Consider the following 14984-nt stretch of genomic DNA (forward strand, 5'->3'; position numbering starts at 1 on the left):
CATATAGGGAGCAACGCCGATTTTCGACAAGAGGAGCCATTCATGTCTGACGAGCAAAAAGTTCAGGAAGAAGTGATTCAGAACGCTGAAGAGCAGCAAGCTGAAACCGTTGAGCAAGCGGCGGAATCTGAAGCCGTTGCCGATGTTGTGGAGCAGCAACTGGCGGATGCCCAGGCTGAAATTGCCGAATTGAAAGAACAGATGCTGCGTGTGCAGGCAGAAATGCAGAACGTGCGTCGTCGTGCCGAGCTGGATGTGGAAAAAGCCCACAAGTTTGGCCTGGAAAAGTTTGCCAATGAAATGCTCAACGTGGCTGACAACCTGGAACGCGGCCTGGCTGCAGCACCAGTAGAAGAGGCCACCAAAGCGATTCGTGAAGGCATTGAAATGACCCTTAGTGGTTTCCAGTCTGGCCTGGCCAAATTCAATGTTGAAACCGTCGATCCGGTTGGTCAGCCATTCAACCCGGAACTGCATCAGGCAATGACCATGATCGAGAGCCCGGACGCTGAGCCAAACTCCGTGGTTGCCGTGATGCAGAAAGGCTACACCCTGCATGGTCGCTTGTTGCGCCCTGCCATGGTGGTGGTTTGCAAGGGTGCTCCGTCGATTGACGAGAACGCCTGAAACAGCCTTCGAAAAGCTGAAAAAATATTCGATTGAAAGCCTTGAAACCGACAAATTCGGACATAGATAAAAGGCATGAGTTAACAACAGCAACGTCAATCAACAACGGGCTGTTAAAGAATTAAAGACAAGTCGGCAGTGAGTAACTGCCCAAGTTTTTGGAGAGATTATCATGGGTAAGATTATTGGTATCGACCTGGGCACCACCAACTCCTGTGTGGCGATTCTGGACGGTGAAAAAACCAAGGTTATTGAAAACTCCGAAGGCGATCGTACTACGCCTTCCATCATCGCCTACACCGATGATGAAACCCTGGTAGGCCAGTCAGCCAAGCGTCAGGCGGTTACCAACCCAACCAACACCTTGTTCGCTGTGAAGCGTCTGATCGGCCGTCGTTTCAAGGATGACGTGGTTCAGAAAGACATCTCCATGGTGCCTTACAAAATCGTTCAGGCTGACAACGGTGATGCCTGGGTTGAAGTAAAGGGCAGCAAGATGGCGCCTCCTCAGGTGTCTGCAGAAGTTCTCAAGAAAATGAAGAAAACTGCAGAAGACTATCTGGGTGAGAAGATCACTGAAGCGGTTATTACCGTTCCGGCCTACTTCAACGATGCCCAGCGTCAGGCCACCAAAGACGCCGGTAAAATTGCCGGTCTGGAAGTAAAACGTATCATCAACGAACCAACAGCCGCTGCACTGGCTTATGGTATCGACAAGGAAGGCGGCGACCGTACGGTTGCTGTATACGACCTGGGTGGCGGTACTTTCGATATTTCCATCATTGAAGTCGCTGACGTCGATGGTGAGAAGCAGTTTGAAGTACTGGCCACCAATGGTGACACCTTTCTGGGTGGTGAAGACTTCGACATGCGTCTGATCGAGTACCTGGCAGCTGAATTCAAGAAAGAATCCGGTATCGATCTGCACAACGACCCACTGGCTCTGCAGCGTCTGAAAGAAGGTGCTGAAAAAGCCAAGGTTGAGCTGTCCTCCAGCCAGCAGACTGACGTGAACCTGCCGTACATCACTGCCGATGCGACTGGTCCAAAGCACCTGAACGTAAAAGTTACCCGTGCCAAGCTGGAAAGCCTGGTGGAAGAACTGGTCAAGCGTTCCTTGGAACCTTGCAAAATGGCTCTGAAAGACGCTGGCCTGTCTGCTTCCGAAATCGACGAAGTGATTCTGGTTGGCGGTCAGACCCGTATGCCAATGGTGCAGAAGAGCGTTGCAGACTTCTTCGGCAAGGAACCACGTAAAGACGTGAACCCGGACGAAGCGGTCGCCGTAGGTGCTGCGATTCAGGGCGCGGTTCTGTCTGGTGATGTGAAAGACGTGCTGCTGCTGGACGTAACTCCGCTGACTCTGGGTATCGAAACCATGGGTGGTGTAGCGACTCCGCTGATCGACAAGAACACCACCATTCCGACCAAGAAGTCTCAGGTGTTCTCTACTGCGGACGACAACCAGACTGCGGTAACCATTCACGTGGTTCAGGGCGAGCGTAAGCAGGCGGCACAGAACAAGTCTCTGGGTCGTTTCGACCTGGCTGATATTCCGCCAGCACCACGTGGTGTGCCACAGGTTGAAGTAACCTTCGACATCGACGCTAACGGTATTCTGAACGTTAGCGCGAAAGACAAGGCGACTGGCAAGGAACAGTCCATCGTCATCAAGGCTTCTTCTGGTCTGAGCGATGAAGAAATCGAACAAATGGTACGTGATGCTGAAGCCAACGCCGAAGCCGACAAGAAGTTCGAAGAACTGATCCAGGCTCGTAACACTGCCGATGGCATGATCCACGCGACCAAGAAGACTCTGGAAGAAGCGGGTGACAAGGCTACTGCCGAAGAGAAAGAAGCGATTGAAAAAGCCATCGCTGATCTGGAAGCAGTACTGAAGGGTGACGACAAGGCTGAAATCGAAGCCAAAACCAACGCTCTGACCGAAGCATCCGGCACTCTGGCCCAGAAACTGTATGCTGAACAGGCTCAGGCCCAGCAGGCAGGTGGTGCAGACGCAGGAGCTTCTTCCGGCAAGAACAACGACGATGACGTTGTTGATGCCGAATTTGAAGAAGTGAAAGACAAGTAAGCTGTTACTGGCTGCGTCAATATCCGGCTGCTTCGGCAGCTGGAGCTACACAGCGCTGACACCGTTGGCGTTACGAATATTCAACGCGGCATCCTGAATCGGGATAGCCGCGTTTTTTGCTCATAACTCAGGGCACAGACAATGTCTAAACGAGATTATTACGAGATTCTCGGCGTCTCGAAAGGCGTGGATGCCAAGGAACTGAAAAAGGCCTATCGCAAGCTGGCGATGAAATATCACCCGGACCGCAACCCGGATGACAAGGAAGCCGAGGCCAAGTTTAAAGAGGCGACTGAAGCCTACGAAATTCTCGGCGATGCGCAAAAGCGTGCTGCCTACGACCAGTATGGCCATGCCGGTGTTGATCCCAATGCTGCCGGTGGCTTTGGTGGCGGCGGAGCCGGTGGTTTCAGCGATATTTTCGGCGATGTTTTTGGCGACATCTTTGGTGGCGGTGGCGGTGGTTCCCGTGGTGGCCCGCAGCGTGGTTCCGACTTGCGCTACACGCTGGAGCTGTCACTGGAAGAAGCCGTTCGTGGTGTCGAGAAGAAAATTCGCATCCCGACACTGGTGAGTTGCGAAGTTTGTGACGGTAGTGGTGCCAAGCCGGGTACCAAGCCAAAAACCTGTACGACCTGTAATGGTATGGGACAGGTGCGAATGCAGCAGGGCTTCTTCTCGGTACAGCAGACCTGTCCGACCTGTCGTGGTCAGGGCACCATTGTTGAAGATCCATGCAACAGCTGTCATGGCCGTGGCGTAAAGGAAGAAACCAAAACCCTGTCGGTGAAAATTCCAGCTGGTGTTGATACCGGTGACCGTATTCGCCTGGCGGGCGAAGGTGAAGCTGGCTCCATGGGGGGCCCGGCTGGTGACCTCTATGTACAGGTGTCTGTACGTGAGCACTCGCTGTTCCATCGGGATGGCCGCAATCTGTATTGCGATGTGCCGATCAGCATTGTTGATGCGGCGCTTGGTGGTGAGCTGGAAGTGCCAACACTGGATGGTCGGGTGAAGCTGAAGATCCCGGCAGAGACCCAGTCTGGCAAGTTGTTCCGTTTACGTGGCAAGGGTGTCACACCGGTTCGCGGTGGTGCGCCTGGTGATTTGCTCTGCCGTGTGCAGGTCGAAACACCGGTTAACCTCACCGAAGACCAGAAGGAACTGCTGCGCAAGTTCCAGGAATCGCTCACCGGTGAAAAACATTCGCCACAAAAGAAAAGCTGGTTTGACGGCGTGAAAAAGTTCTTTGAAGAGATCTGATTCAGGCCGGTAACTGGAATAAAGGCACCATCGGCTTGCCTGATGGTTGCTCTCGCAAGCCCGTGTCTGGTTTCATTGCCACACGGGCTTTTTATTGTTGGGAAATAGCAAATGACACGTATTGCGGTAACCGGCGCCGCCGGCCGAATGGGACGGGTACTGATTCAGGCAGTGGACGCTGCCGAAGGTGCCGAACTGGGCGCGGCGATTGTACTGCCGGGTGATCCAATGCTGGGCGTTGATGCCGGTGCGATTGCTGGTCTGGGCAAGGAACTGGGCGTCAAGTCCGTCGCGAGCCTGGAAGCTGTGGTGAATGACTTCGACGTGCTGATTGACTTCACCTCACCAGCGGCAACGCTGGAAAACCTAAAGCTGTGTGTTGCCCATGGCAAGCGGCATGTGATTGGTACGACTGGTCTGAGTGATGCCCAGAAAGCCGAACTGCAGGCAGGTGCGGAGCAAACCGGTGTGGTGTTTGCGCCGAACTATTCTGTTGGTGTGAACCTGTGTCTGAATTTGCTGCGTATGGCTGCCTCCGTAATGGGCGACGACAGTGATATCGAAGTTATCGAAATGCACCACCGCCACAAAGTCGATGCACCATCTGGTACCGCGCTACGGATGGGGGAAGTGGTGGCTGAAACCATGGGCTGGGATTTGAACGAAGTGGCCTGTTATGGCCGTGAGGGTCAGACCGGAGCTCGCCCACACAAGCAGATTGGTTTTGAAACCATTCGTGGTGGTGACGTTGTTGGTGATCACACGGTAATGTTCGCCACTGAAGGCGAGCGGGTGGAGATCACCCACAAGGCCCAGAGCCGTATGACCTTTGCCAAGGGGGCCGTGCGCTCTGCACTGTGGGTGATGAAGAAAGACCAGGGTCTGTACGATATGCAAGACGTTCTGGGTTTCTGATAGCTGTTGTCTAGCCATAAAAAAACCGGCGTTAGCCGGTTTTTTTATGCGCGTTACGCGGTTGTCAGCTCAGGCGGCCTGCAACAGGTGATTGAGCGCGCGATCAAGCATCTCGTCCATGTCTTCCGGTTTGCCCATTGGGTCAAACATCATGCCGCTCAGCATCTGGCAGTTACCCAGTGCCCAGCGGGCGCGTTCACTGGCTGGCAGGCCGGGCTTCAGTTCGCCTGCCTTGATGCTGGCTTCAATTCGCTCAGTCAGCAGTTCCAGTAATTCCACTTGCAGGCTCAGGTACTGTGGCCAGACTTCCTCACGTGGCGATGAACTCCACTCCAGCCAGACCTTGATGTAATCCGGTTGTTCTTCGCAGCTGCGCAGAAATTGCTGGAAATAATTGCGAATGCCTTGTAGCGGCGATGCCTGATCCGCAAAAGCCTGGTCGGCGGTGTTGATCATAAACTCGGCAATTTCAGCCAGGACATCGTTCACCAGCGCTTCGCGGGTTTTGAAATAGTTAAAAACCGTGGCAACAGATACGCCACCAATTTCCGCAATATCGGTATGACCACCACGGCCAATACCGCGGCGAGAAAATACTTCAACGGCGTACATCAATAACAAACGCTTGCGCTCTTCAGGGGCCAGGCGTCTGCGGCCGTCTACAGCAACAGGCATGGTAATACCTCTCCAATTGATAGCTTTGCCTGGAGCCAGAAGCCGATTCCGATTCAGGAGTGACCCATAATCGACAACATGATCAGTGCTGGCTGGTTCTGTCTACAATGAAAAGAGTCAGCAGACTTTTTGTGAAGTTGTTTCGGGTTTAATTTTGTATGTAACTAAATGTAACTGGTTGTTTATATTTGCAAATGCGAACTATTTTTATAAAAACCGCCAGCATGTGGCTGAAACATCAACAAGGGAAAAGTACTTTAACGAGGCAGCGGAAAAGGGCTTTTTCCTCTGTTCAGGGTTTGAGCTGGCGTGGACACTATTGCCCACTTTGCGTATAATTCGCGGTTAATCTAAATGCGGACTTTCAACGCTACTTTCGACGTAGCCTGAAACGTTCTCTCATTACAGAATTCATAAAAAATAGCGGGATGCCGATTGTCTGATCAGCATTCCGCTTTTTTACGCATGGGGTACATGCTTCCGGTGCCCCTCGCCACCTGATTTTCTTAGCTCGGGGATACAGTTTTGTCTACGCCAGCCATTCTTGCTCTTGAAGACGGCAGCCTGTTCAAAGGCACCAGCATTGGTGCTGAAGGGGTGTCCGTTGGTGAAGTCGTGTTCAACACATCAATGACAGGTTATCAGGAAATCCTCACGGATCCTTCCTACACCAATCAGATTGTTACACTGACTTACCCTCACATCGGTAACTACGGCATCAGCCCGGAAGATGTGGAATCCAATAGCATTGCGGCCAAGGGCCTGGTGATTCGTGATTTGCCACTTATCGCTTCCAACTTCCGTAGTGAGCAGGCTCTCGATGAGTACCTGCGCAGCCAGAATATTCTTGGCATTGCCGATATTGATACGCGCCGCCTGACTCGCATTCTGCGTGAAAAGGGCTCTTTGAATGGCTGTCTGCTGGCTGGTGCCGACGCCTGGTCTGAAGAGTCCCAACAGAAGGCACTGGCAGAAGCTCGCGCTTTCCCTGGTCTGAAAGGCATGGATCTGGCCAAGGAAGTTACGGTCAAGGAAGCCTACAAGTGGACTGAAACTGACTGGAAACTGGGTCAGGGTTACGGTCAGCTGGAAGCGCCGAAATACAAGGTTGTTGCCTACGATTACGGTGTTAAATTCAATATCCTGCGCTTGTTAGCCGAGCGTGGTTGTGACCTGACTGTGGTTCCAGCCCAGACACCGGCTGCTGAAGTGTTGGCGATGAATCCGGACGGTGTATTTCTGTCCAATGGCCCCGGCGACCCGGAGCCATGTGACTACGCCATCAAGGCGATTCAGGAAATCCTCGAAACCGACATTCCTGTGTTCGGTATCTGTCTGGGTCACCAGCTGCTGGCGCTGGCCTCGGGTGCCAAGACTGTGAAAATGGGTCATGGCCACCACGGTGCCAACCACCCGGTGCAGGATCTTGAGACTGGCAAGGTCATGATCACTTCCCAGAACCACGGTTTTGCGGTTGACGAAAGCTCATTGCCAGCCAATATCAAGGCCACTCACAAATCCCTGTTCGACGGTACGCTGCAGGGCATCGCCCGCACCGACAAGCCTGCGTTCAGCTTCCAGGGTCACCCTGAAGCCAGCCCGGGCCCACGCGATGTGCAGCCACTGTTTGACCATTTCATTGAACTGATTGAAAAAGCCAAGGCGTAAGAGAACGGGACCGAGTCATGCCAAAACGTACCGACATTAAAAGCATTCTGATTATCGGCGCCGGCCCAATTGTTATTGGCCAGGCGTGTGAATTTGACTACTCCGGCGCCCAGGCTTGTAAAGCCCTGCGTGAGGAAGGTTTCCGCGTCATTCTGGTGAACTCCAACCCGGCCACCATCATGACCGACCCGGCCATGGCAGATGCCACCTACATTGAGCCAATCACGGTAGAAGCGGTTGCCAAGATCATCGAAAAAGAGCGTCCTGACGCACTGCTGCCAACCATGGGTGGCCAGACTGCACTGAACTGTGCTCTGGGCCTGGAAGCCGCTGGCGTGCTGAAGGAATTCGGTGTTGAGATGATCGGTGCCAACGCCGACACCATCGACAAGGCCGAAGACCGTGACCGCTTCGACAAGGCCATGAAGTCCATCGGTCTGGAATGTCCACGCGCCGGTATCGCCCACAGCATGGAAGAAGCCCGTGAAGTTCAGAAAGGTCTGGGCTTCCCGTGCATTATCCGTCCATCCTTCACCATGGGGGGTTCCGGTGGCGGTATCGCTTACAACAAGGAAGAGTTCGAAGAAATCTGTCAGCGTGGTCTGGACCTGTCTCCAACCAACGAGCTGCTGATCGACGAATCCCTGATCGGTTGGAAAGAGTACGAGATGGAAGTTGTTCGCGACAAGAACGACAACTGCATCATCATCTGCTCCATCGAAAACTTCGACCCAATGGGTGTTCACACTGGTGACTCCATCACGGTTGCGCCTGCCCAGACGCTGACCGACAAGGAATACCAGATCATGCGTGACGCCTCTTTGGCGGTACTGCGTGAAATCGGTGTTGAGACCGGTGGTTCCAACGTTCAGTTCGGTATTTGCCCGAACACCGGCCGTATGGTCGTGATCGAAATGAACCCACGGGTTTCCCGTTCTTCTGCGCTGGCGTCCAAGGCAACCGGTTTCCCGATCGCCAAGGTTGCTGCCAAGCTGGCAGTGGGTTACACCCTCGATGAACTGCAGAACGACATCACTGGCGGTGCGACCCCAGCGTCTTTCGAGCCGTCCATCGACTACGTGGTTACCAAGATTCCGCGTTTCACCTTCGAAAAATTCCCGCAGGCTGACGGCCGTCTGACTACCCAGATGAAATCCGTTGGTGAGGTTATGGCGATTGGCCGTACCCAGCAGGAATCCATGCAGAAAGCCCTGCGTGGTCTGGAAGTGGGCGCTACCGGTTTTGATCCAAAAGTGGATCCAGCTGCTGAAGACGCACGCGACATCGTGATTGCCCAGCTGGTGACTCCACAAGCCGAGCGTATCTGGTACGTGGCTGACGCGTTCCGTCTGGGTATGAGCGTGGATGAAGTATTCAGCTTCACCAAGATCGACCCGTGGTTCCTGGTACAGATCGAAGATCTGGTGAAGGAAGAGCAGAAAGTTGCAGCGACCGCACTGACGGCGCTGGATTACGACGCTGTCTTCCGTCTCAAGCGCAAAGGCTTCTCTGACGCCCGTCTGGCCAAGCTGATGGGCATTACCGAGAAAGCTTTCCGCAAGCACCGTCAGAAGCTGAACGTGCGTCCGGTTTACAAGCGCGTTGACACCTGTGCGGCAGAATTTGCCACCGACACCGCTTACATGTACTCCACTTACGAGGAAGAGTGTGAAGCGAACCCGACTGATCGCGACAAGATCATTGTGCTGGGTGGTGGTCCAAACCGTATTGGTCAGGGCATTGAGTTCGACTACTGCTGTGTACACGCCGCACTGGCCGTCAAGGAACTGGGCTTCGAAGCCATCATGGTTAACTGTAACCCTGAAACGGTTTCGACTGACTACGACACCTCCGATCGTCTGTACTTCGAACCAGTAACCCTGGAAGACGTGCTGGAAATCGTTGAGAAAGAAAAGCCAAAAGGCGTGATCGTACAGTACGGCGGTCAGACTCCGCTGAAACTGGCCAACGAACTGGAAGCCAACGGTGTGCCTATCATTGGTACTTCCCCGGAAGCGATCGACCGTGCTGAAGACCGTGAGCGTTTCCAGCAGATGATTCAGCGTCTGGGTCTGAAGCAGCCAGTGAACGCGACCGTGACTTCAGTTGAAGAAGCGGTGGCCAAAGCCGTTGACATCGGTTACCCGCTGGTGGTTCGTCCATCCTACGTTCTGGGTGGCCGGGCGATGGAAATCGTTAACAGCGAAGAATCCCTGCGTCGTTACATGAACGAAGCGGTTTCTGTTTCCAACGACTCGCCGGTACTGCTGGATCACTTCCTCGATCGTGCGATCGAAGTGGACATTGATGCCGTATGTGATGGCGAGCGCGTCGTCATTGGTGCCATCATGCAGCACATTGAACAGGCAGGTATTCACTCCGGTGACTCCGCTTGTTCATTGCCACCGTATAGCCTGCCGGCTGACCTGCAGGACAAGATGCGTGAGCAGGTTGCTGCCATGGCGCTGGAACTGGGCGTTGTTGGTCTGATGAACACCCAGCTGGCGTGGCAAGACGGTGAAATTTACGTGATTGAGGTAAACCCTCGTGCATCCCGTACTGTGCCGTTCGTATCCAAGTGTATTGGCACTTCCCTGGCGGCGATTGCAGCCAAGGTAATGGCAGGCAAGACACTGGAAGAACTGGGCTTTACGGCTGAAATCGTACCGCCTTACTTCTCTGTGAAAGAAGCGGTCTTCCCGTTCAACAAGTTCCCGGGTGTTGACCCTATCCTTGGCCCTGAGATGAAGTCGACTGGCGAAGTGATGGGTGCTGGCAAAACCTTTGGCGAAGCCTTCTTCAAGGCCCAGCTGGGTGCCGGTGCCAACCTGCCTGAAAGCGGTACTGCTTTCCTGTCAGTGCGTGATGCTGACAAGGAAAATCTGGCGGCACTGGGCAAGGGGCTGGTTGAGTGTGGCTTTAAACTGGTTTGTACTGACGGCACCCATCGGGTACTGCAGGCGGCTGGTGTTGAAGCAACCCGGGTTAACAAGGTAACCCAGGGTCGTCCACACATCGTCGACATGATCAAGAACGATGAAATCGAACTGATCATCAACACCACCGATGGTGTACAGGCTATCAAGGATTCTGCAGACATCCGCCGTAGCGCGCTGCAACACAAGGTTTACTACACCACCACGATGGCGGGTGCAGAAGCGGTTGTTGAAGCACTGCGCTCTGATGGCTTGAGTGAAGTACACCGTCTGCAAGAACTGCACGCGAGCATTTAATTGCTCGCAGGCACACTGGAAACATCAACAGGAGTCAATGCATGCAAAAATTTCCCATGACTGTTGAAGGGGAAAAGGCACTGCGCGACGAGTTGCAACGCTTGAAGACTGTCGATCGCCCGACCGTTATCGCCGCGATCGCAGAAGCCCGTGAACATGGTGACCTGAAGGAAAACGCTGAATACCACGCTGCCCGAGAGCAGCAGGGTTTCATCGAGGGTCGTATTCAGGATATTGAAGGCAAGCTGTCCAACTGCCAGGTGATCGATATTTCGACGATTCCTCACACTGGCAAGGTGCTGTTTGGTACCACAGTTTCCATCATCAATGTCGACACCGATGAAGCGGTGGAATACAAGATTGTTGGTGAAGACGAAGCGGATATCAAAAACAACCGTATCTCCATTTCTTCTCCTATCGCCCGTGCCCTGATTGGCAAGGAAGAAGGCGACGTGGTGGTTGTCAAGGTTCCCAGTGGTACCGTTGAATACGAGATCGACGAAGTCAAACACGTCTGATCTGTCGTATTGCTGTTAAAAACGCCTCCTTCGGGAGGCGTTTTTGTTATTAGCGAAAAAACTCGTCAGTCAGGCTGACATGCTTTACCCTTGTTGACTGATTTTTAACCTACATGGATTGTAGTCATGATCAGATCCTCACTGGTTGGCCTGCTGGCCAGCTTGATCATTGCCGCGCCGGTCAGTGCCGGTATCTACAAATGGACCGATGCCAATGGCAAGGTTCACTACGGCGACCGGCCTCCGCAGGCCGTTCAGGCCACCGGTATGAACATCGCCAATAACCCGTCGCCAGTGTCTGCTGGTAATCAGGATGCCGCCCGCCAGCAAGCCCAGAAAGCCTTCCTCGAGCAGCGCCAGCAGGAACGTCAGCAACAAGCGGAAGCCAAGGCCCAACAGCAGCAGGCCGATGCCAAAGCCCAGGCCCAAAAAGACTATTGCACCAGTATGCGAGGTCGTACGCAGGAAATTGAAGCGGGTGGCAGGCCGATGTACCGCTATAACGAAAAGGGTGAGCGGGAATACCTGCAGGAAAGCGAACTGGCTTCGGCTCGTGAAGAATTCGTTAGCTATTATAAAAAGGTCTGTGGCTGATTGTGGGATTGGCCATCGGTAGCTGTCTGCCGGGCAATGAAGCAGCTTGCCGGGCACTTCCCAACCGCAAGGAGCAGTAATGAAGTCTGCAGCAGTAAAACCGGCCGTACTGGCAATCGATCAGGGTACTACCAGTACCCGGGCGATTGTCTTTGATGGCGACTGTCAGATCGTCTGTTCGGCGCAGCAGGAATTCCAGCAGTATTATCCGGCCGATGGCTGGGTTGAGCACGACCCGGAAGACCTCTGGCAATCTACTCTGAAGACCGTTAGATCGGCGTTGAGCCAGGCCACTGAGCTGGGCTATCGGGTGTTATCCGCTGGTATTACCAATCAGCGTGAAACCACCCTGGTGTGGCAGCGATCATCTGGTCGGGCAATTTACAATGCCATTGTCTGGCAAGATCGTCGCACCGCAGCCGAATGCCAGCGGTTGCAGCAAAATATCGATGCCGAATGGCTGCAACAGCGCTCGGGCTTGCTGCTGGATCCCTATTTCTCCGCCACCAAAATCAGCTGGATACTCGATCACGTCGACGCTGCCCGCCAGCAAGCCGACGCCGGTGAACTGGCGTTTGGCACCGTTGACAGCTGGTTGATAGCCCGTTTCTCGGAGGGCGCTTTACATCTCACCGACGCCACCAATGCCAGCCGTACCAACCTATACAATCTTGCCAGCGGCGATTGGGACGACGAACTGCTGCAACTGTTTCGGGTGCCTCGCTCACTGCTGCCTGAAGTTCGTGACTGCGTTAGCGATTTTGGCGTCATTCCGGCGACTCTGACTGGTCATTACGATATTCCTCTGACGGCCGTTGCCGGTGATCAACAGGCTGCCAGTATTGGCCAATGTTGTTTTGAGGCCGGTGAAATCAAAAGCACCTATGGCACCGGCTGTTTTGTGCTGCTGAATACCGGCGAGCAGATTGTCGCTTCCAATAATCGCTTGTTGTCGACCGTGGCCTGGCAGCTGGATGGCAAGCGCAGTTATGCACTGGAAGGATCGATTTTTATTGCCGGTGCCGCAGTGCAGTGGCTGCGCGACGAGCTGGGGGTGATTCAGTCTGCGGCAGAAACGGAAACACTGGCAGCCAGTCTGAATTCCAATCAGGGTGTTTATCTGGTGCCTGCCTTTACGGGTCTTGGTGTGCCCTGGTGGCAAGCGGACGCTCGTGGTGCCATCGTCGGTCTGACCCGTGGCGCCGGTAAGGCGGCACTGGCGCGAGCCGCGCTGGAAGCGGTGTGTTATCAGACCGCAGACCTGTTCGACGCCATGGCCAAAGATGGCTTGCGGCCCACCTCGTTGCGGGTTGATGGCGGTATGGCGGCGAATAACTGGATGCTGCAGTTTCTCGCCGATGTGCTGGATGTTCCGGTACAACGACCTAGCGTACTGGAAACCACAGCGCTTGGGGTTGCCTGGTTGGCCAGTCGTTACACCGGTTTATTGGGTGATCAGCAACGTTTTCGTCAGTTGTGGCAATGCTCGGCGGAGCGTCATCCCCAGATGATTGCCGGGCAACGACAAGAATTGCTGGCCGGCTGGCACAAGGCTATTGAACGGGTGATGTGCTAGTTCAGGTGCGGCTTGTTATCGGCCAGAGAGGGTAGCGGATTGCAACGGGATTCCTGTCTTAAACAGCTCGACGGTGGTCAGTTTGATGTACTGATCATTGGTGGTGGCATCAATGGTGCCGTGGCGGCGGCAGCCTTGTCGGCTCGTGGCGCCAAAGTCGCGTTGGTAGAACGTCACGACATAGCGTCAGCAACCAGTGCCAACAGCTCGAGTCTGGTGTGGGGGGGCATCAAATATCTGGAACAGGGCGAAGTGCAACTGGTGCGAGAGTTGTGCCGCAGCCGTAACCAGTTACTGAAAAGTTTTCCCAATCGTATCCGTGAAATCCGTTTTCTGGCATCGGTGGCGAAGGGTTTCCGCAAGCCAGCCTGGATGATCTGGGCTGGCGCCTGGCTTTATTGGTTCCTGGGGCGCGGCCAAACCCGTATACCGGCCTTGCTGGGAGCCGGTTCCTTGCGGCAGCGGGCGACGACGGTAGACAGCCGTGAGCTGCAGGGCGCGGTGGAATACTCAGATGCCTGGCTGGTGGACGGTGATGCCCGCTTTACCTTTGATCTGGTCAAGACGGCACTGAAACGTGGTGCTGTGATTGCCAGTTACACCCGGGCAACTCATTTTGAGCAGCACGACTTTGGCTGGCAGGTTCAGCTACAGGATCAGCTCTCCGGTGAGATCCGTCAGCTGCGCAGCCGACTGGTGATCAATGCGGCAGGCCCCTGGGTGGATCAACTCAATCAGTTAGCCAGGCGGTCGACGCAGCAACAGCACCGCTTCTCCAGCGGGCTGCATTTGATCGTGCCGAGAATTGGCGACGGCAAACAGGTACTGGCATTTTTTGCCAGCGATGGCCGACTGTTTTTCGTGATGCCGCTGGGCTGCCGCAGCTGTATTGGTACGACCGACACAGTGGTATCAGACCCTGCCTCAAGCGCCAGCGACGACGAACGCCAGTTTTTGCTCGACAACGCCAATCGTTGTTTACAACTTCCCCAGCCACTGACCCGGGACGACATTATTGCCGAGCGTTTTGGTGTGCGGCCGCTGGCCGTGACAGCTGGTTCAGCGGAAGCCAGCAGTGCTGACTGGCAAAACCTGTCGCGTCGCCATGTGATTGAAGCAGACCCGGAATTGCCCTGGCTGAGTGTGTTTGGTGGCAAGCTGACCGACTGCCTGAACGTTGGTGAAGAGCTGTGTGAGTTGGTGGAACAGCAGGGGATTGCACTGAGCCGCTCGACGTTTGGCTGGTACGGTGAACCTGTGATTGAACGCCGCGATGATTTTATCGCCGCCTGCCGGACTCAGGGGCTGAATCATTATTGGTGTGAACACCTGCAAGAACCGCTGCCCGAACGCTGGTGGCGGCGTTATGGTGATGATGCCTTGCTGATACTGGCCAGGGTAATTGAGCATCCGGAAGAATTGGCGCCGATACTTGATGGTGATGACCTGCGAGTAGCCGAAGTCTGGTACGCAGCCGAACACGAATACGTCACCACACTGGAAGATTTTTTACGCCGTCGCACGCTGCTGGAACAAACCCTTGGCAAGGCGGCCATTCTGCAGGACGCCGGTTTGACCGAGCTGGCCAGCATCCTGTTTGGCAGCCAAGCCAACGCCCAGCTGGAAGCTTATCGACAGGGGCAAAAGCTAACCACTGCCGCTGGAGCAGCAGGGCAGGAATCTTCTGGCAGCCTGCTATAATCCGCCGCCTTGTCAAAGCGGGTAACAACTGTGAGTGAAACAAAAACCGGGCTGTCAAAAACAGCCTCGCGCCAAACAGCCCTGCCAAAAACAGCCCTGGTAATCGGTTATGTCTGGCCGGA

11 protein-coding genes are annotated in these 14984 nt (G+C 54.5%); 10 read left to right on the top strand and 1 reads right to left on the bottom strand.

Features of this window, described 5'->3' with window-relative positions; translation table 11 throughout:
- The first annotated feature begins 42 nt into the window (after nucleotides 1-42).
- The 4 genes from grpE (at nucleotide 43) to dapB (ending at nucleotide 4897) form a co-directional block, all read left to right on the top strand.
- A complete protein-coding gene (grpE, locus tag K6123_RS20445; RefSeq protein WP_221801140.1) occupies nucleotides 43-627 on the top strand; it encodes a nucleotide exchange factor GrpE in 585 nt (194 codons plus the stop codon).
- A gap of 172 nt (nucleotides 628-799) precedes the next feature.
- Nucleotides 800-2719, top strand: a complete 1920-nt coding sequence (gene dnaK / locus K6123_RS20450) for a molecular chaperone DnaK (protein WP_221801142.1) — start codon at nucleotides 800-802, stop codon at nucleotides 2717-2719.
- A 141-nt stretch (nucleotides 2720-2860) separates the two neighbouring features.
- Nucleotides 2861-3982: a molecular chaperone DnaJ gene (dnaJ, locus tag K6123_RS20455; RefSeq protein ID WP_221801144.1), complete on the top strand. Its 1122-nt coding sequence runs from the start codon at nucleotides 2861-2863 to the stop codon at nucleotides 3980-3982.
- A 111-nt stretch (nucleotides 3983-4093) separates the two neighbouring features.
- On the top strand, nucleotides 4094-4897 hold the full coding sequence (gene dapB / locus K6123_RS20460; protein WP_221801146.1) for a 4-hydroxy-tetrahydrodipicolinate reductase: 804 nt from the start codon (nucleotides 4094-4096) through the stop codon (nucleotides 4895-4897).
- A gap of 69 nt (nucleotides 4898-4966) precedes the next feature.
- On the opposite strand, the gene K6123_RS20465 is transcribed toward dapB, so the two are convergent.
- Entirely contained in the window at nucleotides 4967-5572 is a 606-nt protein-coding gene (locus K6123_RS20465; RefSeq protein WP_221801148.1) for a TetR/AcrR family transcriptional regulator, read from the bottom strand.
- Nucleotides 5573-6097: 525 nt separating this feature from the next.
- Here K6123_RS20465 and carA point away from each other — a divergent pair.
- The 6 genes from carA (at nucleotide 6098) to K6123_RS20495 (ending at nucleotide 14862) form a co-directional block, all read left to right on the top strand.
- A complete protein-coding gene (gene carA, locus K6123_RS20470) occupies nucleotides 6098-7240 on the top strand; it encodes a glutamine-hydrolyzing carbamoyl-phosphate synthase small subunit (protein WP_221801150.1) in 1143 nt (380 codons plus the stop codon).
- Nucleotides 7241-7257: 17 nt separating this feature from the next.
- Entirely contained in the window at nucleotides 7258-10473 is a 3216-nt protein-coding gene (carB, locus tag K6123_RS20475) for a carbamoyl-phosphate synthase large subunit (protein ID WP_221801152.1), read from the top strand.
- A 41-nt stretch (nucleotides 10474-10514) separates the two neighbouring features.
- Nucleotides 10515-10991: a transcription elongation factor GreA gene (gene greA / locus K6123_RS20480; RefSeq protein ID WP_221801155.1), complete on the top strand. Its 477-nt coding sequence runs from the start codon at nucleotides 10515-10517 to the stop codon at nucleotides 10989-10991.
- 126 nt (nucleotides 10992-11117) lie between these two features.
- Nucleotides 11118-11585 carry a DUF4124 domain-containing protein gene (locus tag K6123_RS20485; RefSeq protein ID WP_221801157.1) on the top strand — a complete coding sequence of 156 codons (468 nt, stop codon included), beginning with the start codon at nucleotides 11118-11120 and terminating at the stop codon, nucleotides 11583-11585.
- 79 nt (nucleotides 11586-11664) lie between these two features.
- Nucleotides 11665-13161 (top strand): glycerol kinase GlpK, encoded by a 1497-nt coding sequence (glpK, locus tag K6123_RS20490; RefSeq protein WP_221801158.1) that lies wholly within the window; start codon nucleotides 11665-11667, stop codon nucleotides 13159-13161.
- Nucleotides 13162-13200: 39 nt separating this feature from the next.
- Nucleotides 13201-14862: a glycerol-3-phosphate dehydrogenase/oxidase gene (locus tag K6123_RS20495; RefSeq protein ID WP_221801159.1), complete on the top strand. Its 1662-nt coding sequence runs from the start codon at nucleotides 13201-13203 to the stop codon at nucleotides 14860-14862.
- Nucleotides 14863-14984 lie beyond the last annotated feature (122 nt).

It is taken from the genome of Oceanobacter mangrovi (genome assembly GCF_019740315.1).
GTDB classification, from domain to species: Bacteria; Pseudomonadota; Gammaproteobacteria; order Pseudomonadales; family Oceanobacteraceae; genus Oceanobacter; species Oceanobacter mangrovi.